The organism is Microvirga brassicacearum, from assembly GCF_008757455.1.
Classification (GTDB): Bacteria; Pseudomonadota; Alphaproteobacteria; order Rhizobiales; family Beijerinckiaceae; genus Microvirga; species Microvirga brassicacearum.
The window spans coordinates 34,925-56,991 of sequence record NZ_VCMV01000026.1 but is presented as its reverse complement, the minus strand read 5'-3'; the positions used below and the strand labels follow the sequence as shown (position 1 = coordinate 56,991).

At 62.9% G+C, this 22,067-nt stretch carries 23 protein-coding genes; 17 read left to right on the top strand and 6 right to left on the bottom strand.

All coding sequences use genetic code 11. The features are described from left to right. From FEZ63_RS16750 to FEZ63_RS16730, 5 genes are all read right to left on the bottom strand, one after another. The coding region (locus FEZ63_RS16750; protein WP_201274187.1) for a right-handed parallel beta-helix repeat-containing protein at positions 1 to 1,054 on the bottom strand (1,054 nt) is incomplete at its 3' end. A 522-nt stretch (positions 1,055 to 1,576) separates the two neighbouring features. Next, complete coding sequence (ogt, locus tag FEZ63_RS16745; RefSeq protein WP_150946544.1) at positions 1,577 to 2,119, bottom strand: methylated-DNA--[protein]-cysteine S-methyltransferase; 543 nt, start codon at positions 2,117 to 2,119, stop codon at positions 1,577 to 1,579. A 1-nt stretch (position 2,120) separates the two neighbouring features. Continuing rightward, entirely contained in the window at positions 2,121 to 3,605 is a 1,485-nt protein-coding gene (locus FEZ63_RS26060; protein WP_150946542.1) for a DNA-3-methyladenine glycosylase 2, read from the bottom strand. Between the two features lie 81 nt (positions 3,606 to 3,686). Next, positions 3,687 to 5,132 (bottom strand): xylulokinase, encoded by a 1,446-nt coding sequence (gene xylB / locus FEZ63_RS16735; protein WP_150946540.1) that lies wholly within the window; start codon positions 5,130 to 5,132, stop codon positions 3,687 to 3,689. Next, positions 5,129 to 6,091, bottom strand: a complete 963-nt coding sequence (locus FEZ63_RS16730; RefSeq protein WP_150946561.1) for a sugar-binding transcriptional regulator — start codon at positions 6,089 to 6,091, stop codon at positions 5,129 to 5,131. The genes xylB and FEZ63_RS16730 overlap by 4 nt, the downstream gene beginning before the upstream one ends. A 184-nt stretch (positions 6,092 to 6,275) precedes the next feature. On the opposite strand from FEZ63_RS16730, the gene FEZ63_RS16725 reads away from it, so the two are divergent. From FEZ63_RS16725 to FEZ63_RS16700, 6 genes are all read left to right on the top strand, one after another. Next, complete coding sequence (locus FEZ63_RS16725; RefSeq protein WP_150946537.1) at positions 6,276 to 7,688, top strand: sn-glycerol-1-phosphate dehydrogenase; 1,413 nt, start codon at positions 6,276 to 6,278, stop codon at positions 7,686 to 7,688. Further along, the gene (locus tag FEZ63_RS16720) at positions 7,685 to 9,007 is read left to right on the top strand and encodes an extracellular solute-binding protein (RefSeq protein ID WP_244622838.1); all 1,323 of its coding nucleotides are present in this window, start codon (positions 7,685 to 7,687) and stop codon (positions 9,005 to 9,007) included. The genes FEZ63_RS16725 and FEZ63_RS16720 overlap by 4 nt, the downstream gene beginning before the upstream one ends. Before the next feature lie 70 nt (positions 9,008 to 9,077). Then, positions 9,078 to 9,989, top strand: a complete 912-nt coding sequence (locus FEZ63_RS16715; protein ID WP_150946535.1) for an ABC transporter permease subunit — start codon at positions 9,078 to 9,080, stop codon at positions 9,987 to 9,989. Positions 9,990 to 9,991: 2 nt separating this feature from the next. Beyond that, positions 9,992 to 10,912: an ABC transporter permease subunit gene (locus tag FEZ63_RS16710; RefSeq protein WP_150946533.1), complete on the top strand. Its 921-nt coding sequence runs from the start codon at positions 9,992 to 9,994 to the stop codon at positions 10,910 to 10,912. A 10-nt stretch (positions 10,913 to 10,922) separates the two neighbouring features. Then, positions 10,923 to 11,666, top strand: a complete 744-nt coding sequence (locus tag FEZ63_RS16705) for a glycerophosphodiester phosphodiesterase family protein (protein WP_150946532.1) — start codon at positions 10,923 to 10,925, stop codon at positions 11,664 to 11,666. Positions 11,667 to 11,911: 245 nt separating this feature from the next. Next, positions 11,912 to 12,205: an HU family DNA-binding protein gene (locus FEZ63_RS16700; RefSeq protein ID WP_150946531.1), complete on the top strand. Its 294-nt coding sequence runs from the start codon at positions 11,912 to 11,914 to the stop codon at positions 12,203 to 12,205. An 82-nt stretch (positions 12,206 to 12,287) separates the two neighbouring features. Here FEZ63_RS16700 and FEZ63_RS16695 read toward each other — a convergent pair whose 3' ends face one another. Further along, positions 12,288 to 13,070, bottom strand: coding sequence for an IclR family transcriptional regulator domain-containing protein (locus FEZ63_RS16695; protein WP_150946530.1), 783 nt, complete (start codon positions 13,068 to 13,070; stop codon positions 12,288 to 12,290). A gap of 184 nt (positions 13,071 to 13,254) precedes the next feature. On the opposite strand from FEZ63_RS16695, the gene FEZ63_RS16690 reads away from it, so the two are divergent. The 11 genes from FEZ63_RS16690 to FEZ63_RS16640 all read left to right on the top strand — a co-directional run bounded on the left by FEZ63_RS16690 (position 13,255) and on the right by FEZ63_RS16640 (position 22,066). Then, positions 13,255 to 14,433: an ABC transporter substrate-binding protein gene (locus FEZ63_RS16690; protein ID WP_150946529.1), complete on the top strand. Its 1,179-nt coding sequence runs from the start codon at positions 13,255 to 13,257 to the stop codon at positions 14,431 to 14,433. Between the two features lie 81 nt (positions 14,434 to 14,514). After that, entirely contained in the window at positions 14,515 to 15,378 is an 864-nt protein-coding gene (locus FEZ63_RS16685; RefSeq protein WP_150946556.1) for a branched-chain amino acid ABC transporter permease, read from the top strand. A gap of 37 nt (positions 15,379 to 15,415) precedes the next feature. Further along, entirely contained in the window at positions 15,416 to 16,387 is a 972-nt protein-coding gene (locus tag FEZ63_RS16680; RefSeq protein WP_420846293.1) for a branched-chain amino acid ABC transporter permease, read from the top strand. Beyond that, positions 16,384 to 17,148, top strand: coding sequence for an ABC transporter ATP-binding protein (locus FEZ63_RS16675; RefSeq protein ID WP_150946528.1), 765 nt, complete (start codon positions 16,384 to 16,386; stop codon positions 17,146 to 17,148). The genes FEZ63_RS16680 and FEZ63_RS16675 overlap by 4 nt, the downstream gene beginning before the upstream one ends. After that, a complete protein-coding gene (locus FEZ63_RS16670) occupies positions 17,129 to 17,845 on the top strand; it encodes an ABC transporter ATP-binding protein (protein ID WP_150946527.1) in 717 nt (238 codons plus the stop codon). The genes FEZ63_RS16675 and FEZ63_RS16670 overlap by 20 nt, the downstream gene beginning before the upstream one ends. Before the next feature lie 8 nt (positions 17,846 to 17,853). Then, positions 17,854 to 18,648: a 3-oxoadipate enol-lactonase gene (pcaD, locus tag FEZ63_RS16665; RefSeq protein ID WP_150946526.1), complete on the top strand. Its 795-nt coding sequence runs from the start codon at positions 17,854 to 17,856 to the stop codon at positions 18,646 to 18,648. Further along, positions 18,641 to 19,033, top strand: coding sequence for a 4-carboxymuconolactone decarboxylase (gene pcaC / locus FEZ63_RS16660; RefSeq protein WP_150946525.1), 393 nt, complete (start codon positions 18,641 to 18,643; stop codon positions 19,031 to 19,033). Before pcaD ends, pcaC begins: the two co-directional genes overlap by 8 nt. 30 nt (positions 19,034 to 19,063) lie before the next feature. After that, a complete protein-coding gene (gene pcaH / locus FEZ63_RS16655; protein ID WP_150946523.1) occupies positions 19,064 to 19,789 on the top strand; it encodes a protocatechuate 3,4-dioxygenase subunit beta in 726 nt (241 codons plus the stop codon). Continuing rightward, positions 19,789 to 20,415: a protocatechuate 3,4-dioxygenase subunit alpha gene (gene pcaG / locus FEZ63_RS16650; protein WP_150946521.1), complete on the top strand. Its 627-nt coding sequence runs from the start codon at positions 19,789 to 19,791 to the stop codon at positions 20,413 to 20,415. Before pcaH ends, pcaG begins: the two co-directional genes overlap by 1 nt. 17 nt (positions 20,416 to 20,432) lie before the next feature. After that, entirely contained in the window at positions 20,433 to 21,278 is an 846-nt protein-coding gene (locus FEZ63_RS16645) for a CoA transferase subunit A (RefSeq protein WP_150946519.1), read from the top strand. A gap of 2 nt (positions 21,279 to 21,280) precedes the next feature. After that, positions 21,281 to 22,066 (top strand): CoA-transferase subunit beta, encoded by a 786-nt coding sequence (locus FEZ63_RS16640; protein ID WP_150946517.1) that lies wholly within the window; start codon positions 21,281 to 21,283, stop codon positions 22,064 to 22,066. The last annotated feature ends 1 nt before the right edge of the window (position 22,067 follow it).

Sequence of the window (22,067 nt, the reverse complement as noted above, 5' to 3'; positions counted from 1 at the left end):
GGGTCGGAGTGGGTTCGGGAGTCGGAGTGGGCGTCGGGGTCGGAGCCGGAGCCGGAGCGCCACCGTCAACCCAGCCGCTCGGCGCGGCGCCGTCGGTCTTGTTGGCGGTCGTCGTGTACTGGCCCTGGCCGCTATCGACCGTCAACCAGCTGGCGCGATCGAAGCTGTTGTTGTCGAAAGTAATGTTGCGGCTCGGCCAAAGTTCATGCGTGTCACCCGAGGAGACGATATCGACAAAGCGCGACGAAGCCACGTCGTGGAACCAGTTTCCGCTGACCTTGACGTCCTGCGCACCGATCACGCGCAGCGCCTGCTGCTGCGAACCGTCGACTTCGTTGCCCAGCACGCGAACGTTGGTGGCCTCGAAGTTCGTCGTGCCCGGGAGCAGGTTCTGAACGTTCGTGCTGCCGCCGACGAGAATGCCCCAGCGGCCCGTATCGTGGATCGTGTTGTAGGAAATCTCGACGTCGATCGAGCCACCCTTGACCTGGATCGCGGCGCCGCCGGTGACGCCCGAGACGTCGTTGCCGGAAATGATCGAATGCGTCACGCCGACCGCGTCGATGCCCTGCTCGTGGGTCGATCCGACGACCGTGTTGTCGAGGATGCTGATGTGATCGCCCTGGCTGATCTTCACGCCATCGCCGGCATCCGGGCGGATGTCGTTGTTCTTGATGGTGATGTAGGCCGGGATCTTCGTCATGTTGTCGGCGGACGAGACGTGGATCGCATTGGCGAGGCTCGGGCCGATCACCTTGAATCCATCGATGGTGATGTGATTGACGGCGCTGACGCGGATCGTGTCGGCGGAGCTGTTGGCGGGCCGGATTTCGGCCTTGCCCACGCCATCGGCCGAAACCAGCTCGATCGGGGCGCTGGCGGTGCCGCTGGTTCTAAACACGACGTTCTCGGTGTAGACGCCGGCTTTGACCATGATCGTGGTGCCGGGGCCTGCGGCGTTGACTGCGGCCTGGATGGTTGCATAGGGCGAGGCTTCGGTGCCGGTCCCGCCGGCACGTGCCGAGCTAGCAACCCAAATGATTTGATTAGCCATTTTTCAATAATCCTATGTGAATGGATAGGTCTGTAATGAGTGTGATTGGCAACATCTGGAAGGAAGATTAAAATCCGTAGTAATTACGAATTCGCCACGGTTGAAATAGCCTCATTATGTCCATAATAAGGCACGAGATACATGAGTATAGGCTTCGTTATTCTGTTTTTCTATGAATTTTATCTTATTTTGGTCCAATTGACGCTTGGTTGTTTTCATTCCTGCGTCGCGATTATGCTAAGGCTCACAAGAACTTAGCGTGGCCGTAAGCTACCTCTTTGGGGGTAGGTGGCAGCACCCGACCGTGCCGCTCGAATAAGCGAATGACGCAATGAAATAAAGATGCATCACGCAAGGATCCGGGCCGAGGGAGCGGCAATCGGCGAGTTTTCATGTCGACGATTCGGCGATCCCTTTACGGCAGCATGCCTGACCATCTCTGCTTGCTTGCAAACAAGCAGAAAAAATGGCGGGTTTTCTGGAATCTCTTGCACCCGCGCCGTGACCGGGGCGCTATCGTGTTCAGGTGAGATCAAACTGTCCCTGGCCGGCGATCCCCTCATGGGCGAGCAGCCAGCGTTTCCGCTCGATGCCGCCACCATATCCGGTGAGGGTGCCGTTGGCGCCGATCACCCGGTGGCAGGGAACGACGATGCCGACCGGATTGGCGCCGTTGGCCAGTCCGACGGCCCTGACCGCGGCCGGCCGGCCAATTCGTCGGGCCAGTTCCGAATAGGAGATGCTGGTGCCGCACGGAATGCGCCGGAGTTCACTCCACACGATGCGCTGGAATTCCGTGCCGCCGGTCGCGACCGGAAGGGTCTCGATGGCGGCGAGTTCGCCCTCGAAATAGGCTGCCAGCGCCGCCGTGAGGCCAGCGGGGTTGCTGGCCGGTTCGAGACTGTACCGACCGGGGCCGTAATGGCGCCCGAACAGGCGGTGCAGACGGTCGTCGTGGTCGCTCCAGTCGACGGCGCGCAACTGCCCCCCGGTGTCAGCCACCACGGCAAGTTCGCCCAATGGCGTGGGAATGCGGTCGACGAGCAGCCGGAGAGGATCGGACATGTCAGTTTTTCCAGTTGAGGGCGGCGTCTGCGGCCCACAGGTGTTGCGCCGCATAGGCACGCCACGGCCGCCATAGCTCCGCGCGTTCGAGAAGTTGCTCGGGACGCGGCCGCGTCCCCGCCGCATCCGCCGCGCCTCTGAGGAGGCCGATATCGGTCGCCGGAAAGGCGTCGGTCTCGCGTAAGGCGCGAAGGGCAATGTAATGAGCAGTCCAGTCGCCGATTCCACGAATGACGCGCAGGCGCGCCACCGCCGCCTCGATGCTGCCGAGGGAGTGAAAAAGCGACGGATCGGCGATCGCCGCCTCCGCGACCGCCTTCAGGGCCGTCCGCCGGGCGCCGGGCATTCCGAGGGTGGACAGGTCGGCCGCTGCCACTTGTTCGGCCGATGGGAAACAATGGGTCAGGGCACCGGTCGTGGGCGTCGTTGCCGCGCCGCAGAGCGCGACCAGCCGCTCGGCCAAGCGCCGCGCCGCCGTGACGGTGATCTGCTGGCCCAGCACCGCCCGAACGGCCAGTTCGAAGCCATCCCAAGCGCCGGGCGCACGCAGGCCGGGCCGTTGCGCCACCAGCCCCGCGAGCGAGGGGTCGCGCGACAGGTGCGCGCCGATTGTCGCGATATCGGCACCGACATCGAAGACCCGACGCACGCGGGCGAGAATGTGGGGCAGCGCGCGCACGCAGGGAAAGCGGATTGTCACCGCAAGATTCTGCCGCGCCGGTTCGTGCCGCACCTCGACGATTCCGTAGCGATCGCCATGGGCCACCGTCCGGCGATAGATCCCATCCGTCACCTCCTCGACACCCGCAATGACCCGGGCGTCCAGGTAGGCCAGCATCGAATCCCAATCGTAGGGCGCGCGGTAGCGCAGCCGAAGCGTGACGCCCGCCTCGCCGACCGAGCCCGCGGGCAGGGCTGTGGCGGAAGCGCGGCGGAGCGCCCCAGGCGGGCGCTGATAGAGCGCCTGAAAGGTCTCGTTGAAACGCCGGACGGAGCCGAACCCGGCCGCGAATGCGATTTCGGTCATCGGCATGCGGGTTTCCTGGATCAATTGCTTGGCAAAAAGCACGCGCCTCGTCTGCGCAACGGCGACCGGAGAGGCGCCAAGGTGCTGCTTGAAAAGGCGCCGCAATTGCCGCTCGCCGACCCCCAGACGATCGGCGAGGGTCTCGACCCCGGAATTGCTGTCGAGGCGACCCTCGGCGATGAGCGCAAGCGCGCGCGAGACCGTGTTGGAGGTGCCCCGCCAGACCGCGAGATCAGGCGCGGTTTCGGGGCGGCAGCGGAGGCATGGGCGCAGCCCGCTCTCCTGCGCTGCGGCGGCGGAGGGGAAGAACCGGCAATTCTCGAAATTGGGCGTCCGCGCCGGACAGACCGGGCGGCAATAGATGCCGGTCGAGGTCACGCCCACGAAAATGCGGCCGTCGAAACGAGGGTCGCGGCTCTGCAGGGCACGGTAGCAAATCTCAGGGTCGATCATGAACATGCCGAAGAATTATTACCGGAGGCGAAGTGGCGCTCGCGGTTTTCGGACATTACCATTGGGGTGCGGTCTCGTCCCTTGCGGTCAGCCAAGTTTGAGATGGGATACGAACGCCTTGCGCTTCCCCGAGAGGGCCTCGGCGAGATCGGGCGCGGGTTCGACCGTGGCCTTGAGCTCTCGCCCTGCCTCGGCAATCAATGGCCCTCCGACGGCCACTCGCGCAAGCCTTGCCGCCCCAAGGGCTGGCCCGAAGGCGGCGGTTTTGGACAATGTGACGGGGCATCCGATGGCGCTGGCGATCAGGGTGGTCCAGAACCGGCTCCGCGAGCCGCCGCCCACCAAGGCGACGCGCTCGATTTTGACGCCACTCGACGTCAGCGCCTGGTGGCAATCGCCAAGCGCCATCGCGACGCCTTCCATGACGCCCTGCACCAGATGACGTCTCGTGGTCGCGAATGTCAGGCCGGAGAAAGCAGCCGTGAGGCGCGGATCGTTATGGGGTGTGCGCTCCCCGCCGAGATAGGGCGTGAAGACGGCGGTTTCGGACAGGGAAAGCGGGGCGGTGTCGATCGATCGAACAAGTTCACCGACATCGCCGCCGGTCACATCGGCAATCCACGAGAGGGCCGCGGTCGCGCTGAGCACCACGCCGTGCTGGGCGAACAATCCCCCGACCGCGTGGCGATGCGTATGCATGCCGCGATCACAGGCCGGGACGAACATATGGTTGGCGACGAAGTAGACGCCAGATGTTCCGAGGCTGATGAAGGCGTCTCCCGATGTGACGACGCCGGCGCCGAGTGCTCCGGCCATGTTGTCCGCGGCCCCGCCGACAACGGGAAGGCCGGGTTTCATTCGCCACCGTGTCGCGAGTTCGTCGCGCAACGTTCCGCCGATGGCATCGCTGGGGATGATCGGCGGCAATTGCGACGCGGAGACGCCGCAGGCTGCGAGGATCGCGTCATCATAGGTCCCACGGCGAGCATCGACGAGAAGCGTTGCGGAGGCGTCGGATAGGTCCGTCAGGGCATCACCGGTCAGGCGCAGGCGAACGAAATCCTTCGGCAAAAGAACGTGGCGCGCAGCATGCAGCGCACGCGGTTCGTGCTTGGACAGCCATCGCAGCTTCGGCGCGGAAAAACCCGGCATCGCCCGACTTCCGGTGATGCCGGGAAAGTCCGCAAATGCGTGTTCGAGTTCGTCGCATTCCTTTGCCGACCGGCCATCGTTCCACAGCAGGGCAGGGCGGATCGCGTCGCCATTCTGGTCGATGAGCGCGACGCCCAACATCTGGCCGGACAAGCCGATCGATTCTACCGCCGACAATGCCGCCGCGTGGTTTTTGGCCAGCGCATCCAAACTTGCAACAACGGCGTTCCACCACGCTTGCGGATCTTGTTCCGACCAGAGCGGATGCGGCCGTTGGATGGTGAGTGCGGCGCTCGCCTCCGCGCAGACGCGGTCGTCGTGATCGACGATGATCGATTTGACGCCGGAGGTGCCGATATCGATGCCGAGGAAGAAGCTCATGCGGCCGCTTCCACTTGTGCGAGATCGAACGCCGCCCGTGCGGTATCTTCATCGCAGATCAGCACGGAGGCGAGCTTTGCCCGCAGCGCACCTGCGATCGCGAGCGTCTTGTTGGCTCCGCCGGATGCCAGAACCACCGTTGGAATGCGCACGAGGTCATGAAGCGGCAGCGCGATGGCGCGGCGGTTCAGCGGATGATCGATGGGCGTTCCGCTTTGGTCGAAGAACTGACCCATGATGTCGCCGACCGCGCCATGCGCCAGCAAATCTGCCGTGCCGACATCGCGCGGCAAACCGTAACGCACAAGAAGCGAGCGCTCCGAAAGATCGCCGATGCTCAGCACCGCCACATCGTTGGTGGCGATGCGCTCGAAGGCTTCGCGGAAGACATCCTGGGCGAGGATGATGTCACGCGATTGCGGGCTTCCCGCATAGATCGGCGCCGCCAGATATTGGCACTCCGCCCCGAGCCGGTTGGCAAGGCCGCTTGCGGTCTCAAACGTGTTGAGCTCCTGTCCACGGGTCAGCCCGCCCATCATCGAATTGATGCACAGATCGGGATATCGACCTGGCCGCATATGGCGGATCGTCTCGCGCAACGTCGCCCCCCAGCCGACGCCGAAGCCCGAGATGACGTTCTCCTCCAGGTGGTTCGACAGGAAATCGCCCGCGGCCTGCCCGAGCAGCACCGGGATGAGATCGGGATCCTGCGGCGTCGGGATGATGATGGCGGCCTTCAGGCCAGCTTTCGCTACGAGCGCGCGCTCCAGTTCGATGCAGCTCGCAAAGGGAGTGTTGAGCGTGATGCCGACGAGGCCGCTGGTGCGGGCCTCCACCAGCATCCGGTTGACGCGAAGTCTGGTCATGCCGAGCTTCGCCGCGATGTCGGCCTGCGTCAGCCCCTCCATGAAGTAGAGCCAGGCGACCCGCGCTTCGATCTGTGTTTCGGCGCTCTTCATCGTGCCACCCCGAACGGCCCCATGGTGGCCATGGATGCGGTCATACTCAAGAAACCACCCCTCCGCAAAAGCAGCCGCATCGGGCGCTCTCATCCTGGCAGCCTCCCGGTGCGGCAAGCATTCTTGTCACTGTCATACATTTGTAATACAAATTATTCAAATGTAACTCCCAAGTGAGGAATTTATGGCCGCGCAGGCAAGCATTCTCGATCAGGCGGTTGGAAAAGCAGCGGTGACGCGCAACGTCGTCGTGGCTTCGGATGCGCTCTCGGCGCTGCCCGATCTCCTGCGGGACGTGCCGGGGGGCGAAGTGGTCGTGATCGCGGACGAGACCACGATGAATGTCGCGGGACGGAACGTCCTGTCCATTCTGGCGGATGCGGGTCTCAGCGTCGGCGCACCGATCGTTCTGGAGGAGACGCCGCGCCTGAAGCCGCATGCCCGCACCTCTCGCGCCATTGCGGCCGCATTGACGGATCGGGTCATCCCGATCGCGGTCGGCGCCGGAGTGGTCAACGATCTCGCCAAATACGCGGCGGAACTCGCAGGGCGGCCTTATGTTTGCGTCGCGACAGCGGCATCGATGGACGGCTACGCGGCCTCCGGCGCGGCCCTTCTGGACGATGGCTTCAAGCGTACGCTCGATTGCCGGCCGCCGGTCACGGTCATCGCCGATCTCGACATTCTCAGCGGCGCCCCGCGCCGCATGGCCGGATGGGGCTATGGTGATCTCGCCGGCAAGATCGTTGCCGGCGCAGACTGGATTCTTGCGGACGCGCTGGGCGAGGAGGCGATCAATCGCGAGCCGTTTGCGCTGGTTCAGGGCAACGTGCGCGAATGGCTTTCGCAGCCGGAAGCGGTGGCGGCAGGCGACAAGAATGCGCTCGGCGATCTCATGGGCGGTCTGCTGATCTCCGGCTTCGCCATGCAGGCTCACGGCAATTCGCGGCCGGCCAGCGGCGCCGAACATCTCATCTCGCACGTCTGGGAGATGGAGCGTCTGACGTTCCGCGGCGAGCCCGCCGCGCACGGGGCGTGCGTGGGCATCGGCACGGTGGGAATTCTGGCCCTCTACGAGTGGCTTCTCGCACAGGAGATTTCGTCGACCGCGATCGGCACGGGCGGTTCATCGGCGAACCAGATCGAAGCCGAGATTGCCGCGGGCTTTCCCGAACAGCATCTGGCCGACAGCGCGCGCGCCGAAATGGCGATCAAACTGCAGGGCGCTAAGCGCCGCACTGAGCGCCTGCGCGCGCTCGCATCGTTGTGGGCCACGCTCCGCGCGGAGTTGCGCGAGACCTGCGTTCCGGCCTCCGAAATGGAGCGCTGGCTTCGCGCGGCCGGCGCCCCGGCGCACCCGCATGATCTGGGCGTCTCGCTTACGAAGTTCGCGGCAGATTACCGCCGCGCGCGGCTGATACGCCGCCGCTACACCATCCTGGATCTTCTCGACGATCTCGGGTGGCTCGACCGGGCAATCGCCGACCTGTTTTCCGAGAATGGCTTCTGGGGACGGCGTTCCGAGACAGGCCGGATGGAAGCCGCATCCGCCTTTCGCGACGACAAGCAACAAACCACATGGGAGAAACTGCCGTGACTTTACATTCCTTCAGGGTGAAGGCCGCCGCCAGCGTCCTTGCATTGTGTCTTTCAGGCGCCTCCGCGCTTGCGCAGCCGGTCGAAGTGCAGTGGTGGCATGCGATGAACGGCGTCAACGGCGAGCGCGTCGACGATCTGGTCAAGATGTTCAACGAGTCGACCGACAAGTACAAGGTCGTGGCGGTCAACAAGGGCAATTACGATGAGGTGATCAACGGCACCATCGCGGCTTATCGCGCCAAGCGTCCTCCCCATATCGTGCAGATCTATGAGCGCGGTTTCATGACCATGCTGCTGTCGGACGCGGTGGTTCCGGTTCAGGAGCTGATGGACAAGAGCGAGGTCAAGATTGACTGGAGCGACTTCATCAAGCCGGTGGCCGGCTTCTACTCCTACAAGGGCAAGCTTGCGGCGATGCCGTTCAACTCGTCCTCGCCGATCCTCTATTACAACAAGGATCAGTTCCAGAAGGCCGGTTTCGACAAGCCGGCGGAGACCTGGGGCGAGTTCGAAAAGCAGCTTTACGCCATCAAGAAAGCGGGCGCTGCCGAATGCGGAACGGCGCTGGCGACCGACTATCACTGGAGCATGATCGAGAACTACAGCGCCATCAACGATCTGCCTTACGCAACCAAATCGAACGGCTATGACGGTCTCGACACCGAATTCGTCTACAACAAGACTCTCGTCGTGCCGCAGGTTGCACGGATGAAGAAGTGGCTCGACGACGGCGTGCTGCAGATCGCCGGTCAGGGCTTCAGCCCCGAACAGCTCTTCACCTCCGGGAAATGCGCCACCTACTTCGCGTCGACCGCGGCTCATAGCGGTATCGAGCGCAACGCAAAGATCGGCTGGAGCGCCACGTTCATGCCGTGGGAAGAGGGCAAGCAACCCAAAAACAGCACCATCGGCGGCGCCGCGCTCTGGGTCATCAAGGGCCACAAGGCGGATGAACAACAGGCGATCGTCGCCTTCTTCGACTTCCTGGCAAAACCCGAGACGCAGCTGTGGTGGCACAAGGCGACCGGCTACGTTCCGCTGACCAACAAGGCCTACGAACTCGCCAAGGCCGAAGGCTACTACAAACAGAGCCCGACGCGCGAGATCGCGGTGCTGCAGCTCAACCGCGGCACGCCGACGGCAAACTCGCTCGGGTTCCATTTTGGCAACTTCACGCAATCCATGTTCGCACAGCGTGAAGAGGTCGAGGCGGTGTTCACCGGCAGCAAGAACGCCCAGCAGGCCATGGACGATGCGACCAAGCGCGGAAACGAAATCCTGCGCCAGTACGAGCGCCTCAACAAGGGCAAGTACTGAGATATTCAAACGCGCCGCGGAGGGGGAACTCTCCGCGGCGTTTTCGTATCCGTCCCAGTGGAGCAACGATGTGGCTGCGCCCCTTCACGAGCCTGGTTTGAAGCAATCCCATTTCAAGGGCGTCCGTCTGCCGGCATTGCTGCTCCTGCCGCAGCTTCTGATCCTGCTGTTCTTCTTCTTCATCCCGGCGGTTCGCGCGCTGATGGGAGCGTTTCTGCTGAGCGACCCATTCGGCGCCACCGTCCATTTCGTATGGTTCGACAACTTCATCGCGCTCTTCCATAGCGAGAGCTATCGCAACTCGGTGCGGGTGACGATCGTGTTCACGCTCGCGCAGAATGTCATCACGATCCTGATCGCCGGTGTGCTCGCCTTTGCGACCGACCGGGTGGTCCGAGGCCAATCGGTCTATAAAGGCGTCGTGCTTCTGCCCTACGCGATCGCGCCTGCGATTGCGGGCGTGCTCTGGGCATTTCTGTTCAACCCCGCCGTCGGACCTGTCGCTTTCTTCATCAAGTCCCTTGGTTTCGCGTGGGATCCGAACCTCAATGGATCGGATGCGATGCTGCTCGTGGTTTTCGCCGCTTCATGGAAGCATATCTGCTACAATTACATCTTTCTTCTCGCCGGATTGCTGGCGATCCCAGGCTCGCTTCTCGAGGCGGCCGCGGTCGATGGGGCAGGGCCGATCAAGCGGTTCTTCCAGATTTCCGTGCCGCTGCTGGGGCCGACGATCTTCTTCCTCACGACCATGAATTTCGTCTACGGCTTCTTCGAGACCTTTGCGATCATCGATGCGGTGACCCATGGCGGTCCGGCGGGCGCGACCAACATCCTTGTCTACAAGGTCTATCAGGACGGCTTCATCAACCTCGATCTCGGCTCGTCGGCGGCGCAATCGGTGCTGCTGATGACCTTCGCACTCATCCTCACCCTCGTTCAATTCAAGCATGTTGAGCGGCGGGTCAATTACACCATCTGATCATGGTTGAACGCACACCCATTCTCACTTTCATCTGCCACCTGCTGCTCATTGGCGGGATCGCGCTCGTCTGTATGCCGCTGTATTATGCTTTCATCGCCGGTTCGCTGACGATGGAGGAAGTGCAGCAGGTGCCGCTGCCGTTCTGGCCCGGCGACCATTTTCTCGAGAACATCGAGACGGCGTGGAGCAAAGTGAATTTCGGCAGGCTCCTGTTGAATTCCTTCGTGGTTGCCGTTGGGATCACGATCGGCAAGGTCTCGATTTCCCTGCTCTCGGCCTACGCCATCACGTATTTTCGCTTTCGCTTTCGGATGCTGGCCTTCTGGCTGATCTTCATGTCGCTCATGCTCCCTGTCGAGGTCCGCATCGTGCCGACCTACGAGTCGGTGGCGAACGCCGCGCTGCCGATCCAATGGCTGATCGATCTGTTTCAGCTGTCGTCGCTGTGGGAGTGGATATCCGGCAACCGGATCGAGATTTCGGTCGAATGGAATATGATCAATTCCTATCAGGGCCTTATTCTTCCGCTCATCGCTTCTGCCTCCGCGACATTTCTGTTTCGTCAGTTCTTCCTGACCGTTCCGGAAGAACTTCTCGAAGCCGCGCGGCTCGATGGTGCGTCGGCGATGCGGTTCTTCTGGACGATCCTGCTGCCGCTTTCGCGCTCCAATATCGTGGCGTTGTCGATCATTTTGTTCCTGTATGGCTGGAACCAGTACCTGTGGCCCTTGCTCATCACGACCGACAAGGACATGACCACTGCGGTGATCGGGGTGAAGAACCTCATTCCGCGCTCGGACACAGAGCCGGCGTGGAATGTCGCCATGAGCGGGGCGTTGCTGACGATGCTGCCGCCGGTCCTGGTCGTTCTCGTCATGCAGCGCTGGTTCATCAAGGGCTTGGTCGACAGCAGCAAATAGGGTCAGGATCATGGTGAAGATCATCGGTCATCGGGGTGCGCGCGACCTTTGGCCCGAGAACAGCCTCGAAGGCTTCCGCAACCTCATCGAACTCGGCGTGGAGGGCGTCGAATTCGACATTCACCAGACGCGCGACAACGAAATTGCCGTCATTCACGATCCGACGCTGGATCGCACGACGCATGGGTCCGGACCGGTCGGCGAAAGGACCCTCGCCGAACTGCAGTCCATCGTCCTTCGCAACAGCCGCGAGCGCATCCCGAGCCTCGACGACGTGCTGGACGTGCTGGGTGAGCGCGCGCTGGAACTGCATGTGGAGATCAAGACCGATGCCCTCGGCAACAGCTATCCCGGTCTTGAGAGGCGGGTGATCGCGGCCATCGAGCGCCACGGCTTGCGCGACCGCACGATTCTCACATGTTTTGCACCGGACGTGCTCGAGACGGCGCGCCGGCTCGACCGGACCATCCGTGTCCTGGGCTCGCTCGACCGCCGTTCAGCCGAAATGATGGGCGGATTATTGCTTGCTCTCGACAGGTTCGCGGCCATCGACGGTTGCTTTCTCGCCGTCGAGAAATCCCTGCTGGCTCTCGGCATGGAGGCTTGCGTAGCAAAATTCGGCCACGAACGGCTGGGTGCCTGGGTGCCCAATGAGGAGGCTGATCTCGCGGCCTGGCTCAGTCGGCCGATTCGCCAGATCACGACGGACCGGCCGGACCTTGCCCTAAAGGTCAGGGAAGGGCTTACCTGCTGATCGCCCGTCCGCGGCTGTCCAATCTGGCCTGATTCGCAATAATCCCTGTGATTCCGTGCGATTCTTCCCGCCGTAACGTATTGGCACCCGGCGGAAGGTGACGTATCGAATCTCGGGCGGGACAGGCAAAATCCAGCAACGAGCCCTTGACGCCGGCCTTGCCGTTATGCCACGGCGGCGCACGCCCGGGCGTTACTGGGGCACGCTGTTTTGTTTGGCTTTCCAATCGGATTATGAGGACCATCATGAACAAGAACGATCTCATCGAGCATATCGCTCAGGAATACGAGCTGACCAAGACCCTCGCCAAGGATCTGGTCGAGAACCTTTTCGAGACGATCACCGACTCGATCCACAAGGGCGAAGAGGTCGCGATCTTCGGTTTCGGCAAGTTCAAGCTCGTCGATCGCAAGGCACGCAAGGGCCGCAACCCGCAGACCGGCGAGGCGATCAAGATCGCTGCTTCGAAGAACGTGAAGTTCGAGCAGGCCAAGGGCCTCAAGGAACTCGTCAACACGAAGCGCCGCGCGCGCAAGTAAAGGCGATGGCGGCCATTGCCGCCTGCCGATCTTCAACGAACCGGACGGTGCACGGCGCCGTTCGGTTCGTCGCGTTCTAAGTCTAAAGAATGTGACGCAAGCCCTCGGCCCCATCGCGCAACGCGGGCAGGAAGCGGCTCTCCATGTCTTTGGCGGCGACACGCGCCGCCTGCGTGCTGACGTTCAGCGCGATGCGCACTGAACCGTTCGGCTGCACGAGCGGAATCGCGATCGACCGCAATCCAAGTTCCAGTTCCTCGTCGATCACCGCGCAACCCTTCCGCTTCACCTCGTCCAGCGCCGCCAAAAACTCGGGCTTTCGCGTGATGGTCTTGGGCGTCCGGGGTTCGAGACGGACGCGCCGGAGATAGGCGTCGATTTCGGCCGGCGGCTGATGGGCGAGTATCGCGCGTCCGAGCGATGTGCAGTAGGCGGGGAGGCGGGTGCCGACCCCGAGACTTACCGACATGATGCGCTGGGTCGCCGAGCGCGCCACATAGACGATGTCGTCGCCATCGAGCATCGCCGCCGAACTCGATTCGCCCGTGAGGCTGGAGATCTTCTCAAGCGCCGGCTGCAGCCGTTCCGGCAGCGACGAAGATGACAGATAAGCATAGCCAAGCCGCAGGATCCGCGGGCGCAGGCTAAAATAGCGCCCGTCGAAATCGGCGTAGTTCAATTTTGCCAGCGTGTGCAGGTAGCGCCGCGCGGCAGCCCGCGTGATGCCGGTGCGCTTGGCGACATCGGTGAGGGTCAGGCGCGGCTGATCGGGGCCGAAAGCCTCGATGACCGCAAGGCCCTTTTCGAGGCTCGCCACAAATTCCCGCGATTCCCCCTCTGGCGATTTCGCCGTCCGCTCTTCCATCCGACACCTACCTGTGACTTTGGCGGGATTGACACGTTGCGGCCCGATAGTACTACATGTTCGATAAGAGTTTCAATGTTCGATATGCGAACAAATGAAACCACGGCCGGATGGGTTCATAGGGCAGCCCGGAAAGCCTAAGATCAAACGGCACGCTGTCGTCGAACAGCACGGAGGAAATGCCATGGTTGGAAGGAAGCTCCTGGGGGCGGCGCTTGGCGCGTTGCTGCTCGGTACGGTCTCGGCGTCGGCCGATACGATCAAAATCGGCATCATCGGGCCGTTCTCGGGCCCGTTCGCTCTTCAGGGCAAGAATTTCCAGGCCGGCGTCGAAGCCTTCATGGCGCTCAACGGCAAGAGCGTGAAGGGCCACGACGTCGAAATCATCTACCGCGATCTGCCGGCCGCCAACCCGGCACAGTCGCGGGCGCTGGCGCAGGAACTCGTCGTCAAGGACAAGGTGCAGTATCTCGGCGGGGTGTATTTCACGCCGGACGCCATGGCGATCACGCCGCTACTGAAGCAAGCCAACACGCCTCTGGTGATTTTCAACGCCGCTACCTCGGCGATCATGAACACCTCGCCTCTCGTGGTGCGCACCTCGTTCACCACCGCGCAAACCACCACACCGCTCGGCAAGGTGGCGTTCGACCGCGGCATCAAGAAGGTGATCAGCGTCGTGAGCGATTACGGTCCGGGCGTGGACGCCGAAGTGGCGTTCAAGAAAGCCTTCGAGGCCGCGGGCGGTCAGGTTGTCGAGGCGGTGAGAATGCCGCTCAACACCAACGATTTCAGCCCGATCATGCAGCGCATTCGCGACTCGAAAGCCGATGCGGTGTTCGCCTTCCTGCCATCGGGCCCGACGACGCTGGGCTTCGTGAAGGCCTATAATGACACCGGTGTGCGGCAGGCAGGGGTCAAGTTCCTGGCGCCCGGCGACCTGACGCAGGAATCGGACCTGCCGGCTCTCGGCGACGGCGCTGTCGGATTGCTGACGTCGTTCCATTATGCGGTGTCGCATGACAGCCCGGAGAACAAGACCTTCGTCGAGGCCGCCGCGAAGGCGATTGGCTCGCCCGAGCAGCTCTCGTTCCCGTCGGTCGGCGCTTATGACGGCATGCACGTCATCTACAAGATGATCGAGGCCACGGATGGAAAGCAGGACGCCGAGAAGGCCGTCAACGCCGTGAAGGGCCTGACTTGGACGAGCCCGCGTGGGCCCGTCGGCATCGACCCGGAGACCCGCCACCTGACGCAGAACATCTACCTGCGTGAAGTCGCCAAGGATGCGGCGGGCAAGAGCTACAACAAGGAAATCCAGACCTTCGCCAATCAGAAGGATCCGGGACTCGCCGCGCCTTAAACACGCGTCGCTCGTCGGCGAAGGAGCGCTGTTGATATGCGCTCCGTCGCCGGCTTCGGCACAGCCGAACGGGACACGTCCATGCAGACTGTTTTCAGCATCGCGATCGATGCGCTGGCCTACGGCATGGCGCTCTTCATCATCTGCATCGGCCTGTCGTTGACGATGGGGCTGATGCGGGTCGTGAATCTCGCCCATGGCGCCTTCGCGATGATCGCGGGCTACATTGCCTCCTACGCGGTGCGCGATCTCGGTATCGGATATGTGGTGGCAATCCTGCTCGCGATCGCCGGAACCGTTGCGATCTCGATCCCGCTGGAACGGCTGCTGTATCGGCGCATCTATGGCTCTCCGCAACTCACGCAGGTGCTGATGACCATCGGCATCACGTTCTGCGTGATCGGCATCACGAACTATTTCTTCGGCCCGACGCTGAAGACGATCCCGCTGCCGGCGGCGCTCTCGCAGCCGGTCGATCTCGGCTTTCGGTCGGTTGCCGCACACCGGCTTTTTGTGATGGCCTGCGGCGCGGTCGTTGCCCTCGGCCTGTGGTTTTTCATCGAGAAGACCGCTTTCGGCATCCGGCTGCGCGCCACCGTCGACAATGCGTCGATTTCGGAGGCGCTCGGCATCCGGACGCAGGCCGTCTACACGATCAGTTTCGCCATCGCCATGGGGCTCGCAGCGTTCGGCGGCGTGGTGGGGGCGGAGTTTCTGCCCATCGAACCCTATTATGCGTTGCGCTACATGGTGACCTTTCTGGTCGTCGTCTCCGTCGGTGGCGCAGGATCCATTCCGGGCGCGCTGATCGCGTGCCTGGTTCTCGGCGCGGTCGACACGACCGGCCGCTATCTCATGCCGGAATTCGGCAACTTCTTCTTCTATGCGGCCGTGATTGCCATCGTGTGGGTGTTCCCGCGCGGACTTCTCGGAAAGGCGCAGTAACGTGCAGCTTGTCGCCAGAACCAACCCGGTGAAGACGCTGCCCGCAACCGGCGGGCAGGTTCTGCGCGACGTCGTCGGCGTGGTGGCGATCGCGGCACTCGGCGTCGCCGGTTACTTCCTGTTTCCCGACAATCTCGCGCTTCTCACCCGGTTGATCGCGTTGGCATTGCTGGCGCTTTCGCTCGATCTTGTGGTGGGTTATTGCGGCATCGCGACGCTCGGACATGCGGTCTTGTTCGGCGCAGGCGCCTATGCGGCGGGAATCGCCTGCGTCAACGGCATGACCGAGCCGCTGACCCTCATTGCCATCGGTGCGATTGCCGGTGCTGGGGCGGGGCTGGTGATGGGGACGATCATGCTGCGCGCCCACGGCCTGGCGCAACTGGTGTTATCGATCGCCATCGTGCAACTTTTCCATGAGGCTGCCAACAAGGCCTCCGCCTATACGGGCGGCAGCGACGGTTTGGCGGGGCTTTCCGTCGGGCCGCTCTTCGGGGTTTTCGAGTTCGATCTGTGGGGCCGCACCGCCTACCTCCTCGGCCTCGTGCTGCTGGTCGTCGTCTTCATCGGGCTGAAGTTTATCGTCGCGTCGCCGTTCGGCATGTTGTGCCGCGGCATCAAGGAAGATCCGATTCGCATCCGCGCCATGGGGGCGTTCGTCGCGCCAAACCTCCTTAAGATGTTCGTCATTTCCGGTTTCGTTGCCGGGATTGGCGGCGCGCTCGCGGCGATTTCCACGCAGGTTGTCGGTCTCGACAGCATCAGCTTCGAACTCTCGGCAAACGCCCTCGTGATGCTCGTTCTCGGCGGCATCGGGACGCTCTACGGCGCCATCGTCGGCACGATCATCTTCATGGGGTTTGAACATATCGTGTCGGCCATCAACCCATTCCACTGGATGACGATGGTCGGCGTCTTGCTGATCGCGGTTGTCATTGCAGCGCCACAAGGCGTCAGTGGATTATTCGACCGGCTTTGGAGCCCGGCTGGGCGCGGTGGCCGGTCATGAACGGCGTCTTTCAGGTCGACAACCTGTCAAAGGCGTTCGGCGGCCTGACCGTCAGCCGCGATATCTCGATCACCATGAAAGAGGGTGCGCGGCTCGCGTTGATCGGTCCCAACGGCGCGGGAAAAACCACTTTCGTCAATCTCGTCACCGGGCAGCTTCGCCCGGATTCCGGCACGATCCTGCTCGGGGGAGAGAACGTGACGCGATTGGGTTCGGTGCGCCGGGTCCGCAAGGGCCTGGTGCGGACGTTTCAGGTCACGCGCCTGTTCTCCGACATGACTCCGGAGGAGCATGTTACGCTGACCGTGTTGCAGCGCGAGGGCAGGGCCTCGCGCATCCTCAGTCGCTTCTTCAACGATTCCGCGGTGGCGGGCGAGGTCGAAAGCCTGCTCGATGCGCTGGGCCTTCTCGAGGTGGCGAGGCGAAAGGTCGGCGAGATCGCCTATGGTCAGCAGCGTTTGCTCGAGATCGCCATTGCGCTCGCGCTGAAACCCAGGGTGCTGCTCCTCGATGAGCCGGCTGCAGGCGTGCCGCAAAGCGAAACTCCGCGCATCGAACAGGCGCTCGAGCGGCTGCCGCCGAGTCTCGCGGTTCTGATGATCGAGCATGACATGGATCTCGTATTCCGCTTTGCCAGGCATGTCGTCGTGCTGGCCGCTGGCGAAATCATCTTCGAAGGGTTGCCGGCCGAAGTCGCCGCCAACAGCAAGGTTCGCGAAGCCTATCTGGGAAGTTATGCCAATGCCCGCCAGCACGCTTGACGTTCGCGGCCTCAGCGCCGGCTACGGTCCGACGATCGTTCTCGAGGATCTCTCTTTCGCCGTGAGGGCTGGTGAACGCCTGGGCATTCTTGGCCGCAATGGCATGGGCAAGACGACGCTTCTGTCGAGCATCATGGGCCTTACCAGGCATTACGGCGGTGCGATCGCGCTGAACGGCGAGGACATCTCGTCCTTTCGCGGTTCGGAACGCGCGCGACGCGGTGTCGGGCTGGTGCCGCAGACGCGCGACATTTTCCGGTCCCTGACGGTCGAGGAAAACCTCCTCGCCGGCATCAAGGATCGGCCGCGAAACGTCATCCAGGAGGCCTATGAGATGTTTCCGCGCCTCAACGAGCGCAGGCGCAATCTCGGCTGGCAACTGTCGGGCGGCGAACAGCAGATGCTGTCCACAGCGCGTGCGATCCTCGGCCGCCCCTCCGTTCTGCTCCTCGACGAGCCTCTGGAGGGGCTGGCGCCGGTCATCTGCGACGAATTGATGGCAGCGTTCACGCGGCTTGCCTCGAGCGGCGACATGACCATTCTTCTCGTCGAGCAGCGCCTCGAAGCGGCCCTTGCTTTCGCCGACAACGTGCTGATCCTCGAACGCGGTCGCGTCGTCTGGAAAGGCAGCAGCGCGGAGTTGCGAGCGGATGACCGCTTGATTGAAAATTACATCGGCGTCGGTACGCTGCATTGAGATCGATCATGGCATTCACACGCGCAAACAAAATCGTTCTCCATCATCAGGTCGTCGGGCGCGAGGGAGCACCCGTCCTCGTCTTCGCCAACTCCCTCGGCAGCGATTTTCGCATCTGGCAGGAGATCGTCCCGTCATTCGCCGACCGCTACCGCATCGTGCTCTACGACAAGCGCGGCCACGGATTATCGGACGCTCCGTGCGGGCCTTATACGATCGACGATCACACAGAGGATCTTCTGGCGCTGCTCGACCATCTGCACGTCGAGAATGCCGCCCTTGTCGGTCTCTCCGTCGGCGGCATGATCGCCCAGCGCATCGCCGTGAAGGCTCCGGCGCGCGTGCGGGCGCTGGTGCTCTGCGACACCGCGGCAAAAATCGGAACGCCTGACAGCTGGGCGGAGCGTATCGCGGCCGTCGAGGCATCCGGCATCGAGGACATTGCCGACAGCGTCATGCAGCGCTGGTTCACGCCGTCATTCCGCGCCACGCGGCCGGCCGAATGGAAAGGCTGGCGCAACATGCTGGTGCGCACGCCAGTGCAGGGTTATGTGGGAACCTGTGCGGCCATCCGCGACGCGGATCTGACGACGGACGCCGCCCGGATTACGGTGCCGACGCTTTGCCTCGCAGGAGACCAGGATGGCTCGACGCCGCCGGATCTGGTGCGCCACACCGCGGGCCTCATCCACGGCGCGCGATTCAACATCGTCGAAGAGGCAGGGCATATCCCCTGCATCGAACAGCCGCATGCGACGGCACGGCTCATCGACCAGCATTTGCGGGAGGCCGGCCATGTCTGACGACGACCGTAGCGAGCGCTACAAAACCGGGATGAATGTCCGGCGCAAGGTGCTCGGCGACGCCCACGTGGATCGCGCGAGCGCGCAGATGACCGATCTCGACGCGGATTTTCAAACCTTCATCACCGAGGGCGCCTGGGGTTCGGTCTGGTCGCGCCCCAATTTCACGCTTCGCGAGCGCTCCATCGTGACCATCGCGCTGCTGGCGGCCTTGGGCCAGGACGATGAGGTTGCGATGCATGTGCGCGCGACCGCAAATACCGGCGCGACGAAGGACGATATTCGCGAGGCATTGATGCATGTGGCGGTCTATGCCGGCGTGCCGGCCGCCAACCATGCTTTCAAGATCGTCAAGAAGGTTTTTGCCGAAATGGAATCCGCCTGAGCCTCGCGCTCACAAGGTCGAGGAACGAGAATGTCCGATCAGGGATCCTACTACCAACGCGACCGGGGCTGGCATCCGCCAGCCTACACGCCGGATTACAAGACATCGGTGCTGCGAGCGCCGCGATATCCCTTGCTGTCGCTCGACAACACGATTTCGGAGACAACCGGGCCCGTCTTTGGCCACTCCATGCTCGGCCCGCTCGACAACGATCTGATCCGCAACTACGCGAAAGACGGCGATGCCATCGGCCAGCGCATTGTCGTCTATGGTCGGGTGCTCGATGAGAATGCGCGGCCGGTTCCCGGCGCGTTGCTGGAGGTCTGGCAGGCCAATGCGGGCGGACGGTATCGTCACAAGAAGGAAACCTATCTCGCGGCGATCGACCCTAATTTCGGCGGCTGCGGACGCGCGATCACCGATTCCGAGGGACGCTATTCGTTCCGCACCATCAAGCCGGGCGCCTATCCGTGGCCGAACGGCGTCAATGACTGGCGGCCCGCGCATATTCATTTCTCGGTGTTCGGTCACGCCTTCGCGCAGCGTCTCATCACGCAGATGTATTTCGAAGGCGATCCGATGATCTGGCAATGCCCGATCGTGCGGACAATCCCCGACAAGGCGGCGATCGAGCAGCTTGTCGCCGCCCTCGATCGCGAAGCCGCACTTCCGATGGATGCGCTGGCCTACAAATTCGACATCGTGCTGCGCGGCAGGCGCTCGACCCTGTTCGAGAACCGGCCGGAGGGGAACTGATGGTCCAGAAACTCGACCGACTGAAGGAATCGCCGTCGCAGACGGCCGGGCCATACGTGCATATCGGCACCAATCCCAATTGGGTCGAGATCACGGGCGTATGGGACAAGGATCTCGGCCTCGTGCTCGTCGATCCCAAGACGCTCGGCGAGCGCATCGTGCTGAAGGGCCGCGTCATCGATGGCAGCGGAACGCCGCTCAAGGATGCGCTGGTCGAGATCTGGCAGGCGGATGCGCAAGGTCTCTACAACTCGCCGCAGGAAAAGCGCGGCAGCGCCGATCCGCACTTTGCCGGCTGGGGTCGCCAGCCGGTCGATTCCGTGACGGGCGAGTACCGCTTCGAGACCATCAAGCCTGGCCGCGTGCCCTATCGCGACGGCCGCGTGATGGCGCCGCACGTCACTGTCTGGATCGTCTCGCGCGGCATCAATATTGGGCTCCACACGCGCTTGTATTTCGGCGACGAGGAAGCGGCGAATGCCGAGTGCCCTGTGCTGGCGCGTGTCGAGCACAAGGTGCGGGTGCCGACGCTGATCGCGCCGCGCTCGGATGAGAACGGCATCGCCACCTACACGTTCGATATTCGCCTTCAGGGCGAGAACGAAACCATCTTCTTCGACATCTGATCGACCGAAAGAGTGATATGGCCAGGTTTCAAAGCCTCAGCGAGGCTGTCGCGGACAATCTCAACGATGGTGATACCGTCGCGTTCGAGGGGTTTACCCATCTCATTCCTCATGCGGCCGCGCACGAGGCGATCCGTCAGGGCCGGAAGGACCTGACGCTGATCCGGATGACGCCGGACATCATCTACGACCAGTTGATCGGCATGGGGCTCGCCAGGAAGGTGGTGTTTTCCTATGCGGGCAATCCCGGTGTCGGCCTGCTGCGCCGCATGCGCGATGCCATCGAGAACAATTGGCCGCGCGCGCTCGAAACCGAGGAACACAGCCATGCGGCGATGGCCAACGCCTATGAGGCGGGCGCCGCCGGGTTGCCGTGCGCGATCTTCCGCGGCTATCGCGGCGCAGGCTTGAAGGACGTCAACCCGGCGATCAAGAGCGTGACCTGTCCGTTTACGGGCGAAGAACTCGCAGCCGTTCCCGCGCACCGGCCCGATGTGGCGTTCATTCACGCCCAAAAGGCCAACAGGCGCGGCGACGTGCTGATCGAGGGCATTGTCGGCGTGCAGAAGGAGGTCGTGTTGGCAGCAAAACGCGCCGTTGTGACGGTGGAGGAAATCGTCGATGATTTCGAAGGACTGCACCCGAACCTCTGCGTGCTGCCGCACTGGACCGTCACCTCGATCGTCGAGGTGCCCGGGGGAGCGCACCCGTCCTACGCGCATGGCTATTATCCGCGGGACAACAGCGCCTATCTGGAATGGGACAAGATCTCGGCGGATCGTGATGTGTTCACGCGCTGGATGAAGGAAAACGTGCTCGATTCCACTCCGGATGTTTTTGCCGCGCGGGTGAAGGGGCTGTGACGATGACCGATCTGTCCAACGTAACGCCCACCGAAATGATGACGATTGCCGCCGCGCGCGCGCTGTCGAACGACGATGTCTGCTTCGTCGGCATCGGTGCCCCGTCCGCCGCCTGCAACGTGGCGCGGTTGACGCATGCGCCGGGCATCACCCTGATCTATGAGAGCGGCACCATCGGCACCGCACCGGATGTGCTGCCCTTGTCCATCGGCGACGGGGAGTTGTGCGAGACGGCCGTCACGACGGTCTCCGTGCCGGAGATGTTCCGCTACTGGCTGCAGGGCGGGCGCATCTCGGTCGGGTTTCTCGGTGCGGCGCAGCTCGACCGCTTCGGCAACATCAACACGACCGTCATCGGCGATTATCGTCACCCCAAAGTTCGCCTGCCGGGTGGTGGTGGTGCGCCGGAAATCGCCACGTCCTGCCGGCAAGTCTTCATCACCATGAAGCAGGCGACGCGCGGCATGGTGGAAAAGATCGACTTCTATACCTCATTCGGCCACGGCGAAGGTGGCGATCACCGCAAGCGCCTCGGCATCGACACCGAAGGGCCGACGCTGCTCATTACCGACTTGGCGTTATGGAAACCGGATCCCGACACGAAGGAGTTCACCGTCGTGTCCATGCATCCGGGCGTCACACGCGAGCGGGTGCAGGAAACCTGCGGCTGGAAGGTGCGCTTCGCGGAACGCGTCGAGGAGACGCCGCCTCCGAGCAAACAGGAATTGACGGCGTTGCGCGAGCTGCAAGCACGCACCGAGCGTGCTCATGGAAAAAAGGGAAACTGAC

Excerpts from the sequence above, each read along its gene's own strand:
- FEZ63_RS16670 (WP_150946527.1), top strand. The coding sequence starts at position 17,129 with ATGCCCGCCAGCACGCTTGACGTTCGCGGCCTCAGCGCCGGCTACGGT.
- pcaG (WP_150946521.1), top strand. The coding sequence starts at position 19,789 with ATGGTCCAGAAACTCGACCGACTGAAGGAATCGCCGTCGCAGACGGCC.
- FEZ63_RS16645 (WP_150946519.1), top strand. The coding sequence starts at position 20,433 with ATGGCCAGGTTTCAAAGCCTCAGCGAGGCTGTCGCGGACAATCTCAAC.
- FEZ63_RS26060 (WP_150946542.1), bottom strand. The coding sequence starts at position 3,605 with ATGTTCATGATCGACCCTGAGATTTGCTACCGTGCCCTGCAGAGCCGC.
- FEZ63_RS16710 (WP_150946533.1), top strand. The coding sequence starts at position 9,992 with ATGGTTGAACGCACACCCATTCTCACTTTCATCTGCCACCTGCTGCTC.
- FEZ63_RS16705 (WP_150946532.1), top strand. The coding sequence starts at position 10,923 with ATGGTGAAGATCATCGGTCATCGGGGTGCGCGCGACCTTTGGCCCGAG.
- ogt (WP_150946544.1), bottom strand. The coding sequence starts at position 2,119 with ATGTCCGATCCTCTCCGGCTGCTCGTCGACCGCATTCCCACGCCATTG.
- FEZ63_RS16730 (WP_150946561.1), bottom strand. The coding sequence starts at position 6,091 with ATGAAGAGCGCCGAAACACAGATCGAAGCGCGGGTCGCCTGGCTCTAC.
- FEZ63_RS16700 (WP_150946531.1), top strand. The coding sequence starts at position 11,912 with ATGAACAAGAACGATCTCATCGAGCATATCGCTCAGGAATACGAGCTG.
- FEZ63_RS16690 (WP_150946529.1), top strand. The coding sequence starts at position 13,255 with ATGGTTGGAAGGAAGCTCCTGGGGGCGGCGCTTGGCGCGTTGCTGCTC.
- FEZ63_RS16640 (WP_150946517.1), top strand. The coding sequence starts at position 21,281 with ATGACCGATCTGTCCAACGTAACGCCCACCGAAATGATGACGATTGCC.
- xylB (WP_150946540.1), bottom strand. The coding sequence starts at position 5,132 with ATGAGCTTCTTCCTCGGCATCGATATCGGCACCTCCGGCGTCAAATCG.
- FEZ63_RS16685 (WP_150946556.1), top strand. The coding sequence starts at position 14,515 with ATGCAGACTGTTTTCAGCATCGCGATCGATGCGCTGGCCTACGGCATG.
- pcaH (WP_150946523.1), top strand. The coding sequence starts at position 19,064 with ATGTCCGATCAGGGATCCTACTACCAACGCGACCGGGGCTGGCATCCG.
- FEZ63_RS16695 (WP_150946530.1), bottom strand. The coding sequence starts at position 13,070 with ATGGAAGAGCGGACGGCGAAATCGCCAGAGGGGGAATCGCGGGAATTT.
- pcaD (WP_150946526.1), top strand. The coding sequence starts at position 17,854 with ATGGCATTCACACGCGCAAACAAAATCGTTCTCCATCATCAGGTCGTC.
- FEZ63_RS16725 (WP_150946537.1), top strand. The coding sequence starts at position 6,276 with ATGGCCGCGCAGGCAAGCATTCTCGATCAGGCGGTTGGAAAAGCAGCG.
- FEZ63_RS16675 (WP_150946528.1), top strand. The coding sequence starts at position 16,384 with ATGAACGGCGTCTTTCAGGTCGACAACCTGTCAAAGGCGTTCGGCGGC.
- pcaC (WP_150946525.1), top strand. The coding sequence starts at position 18,641 with ATGTCTGACGACGACCGTAGCGAGCGCTACAAAACCGGGATGAATGTC.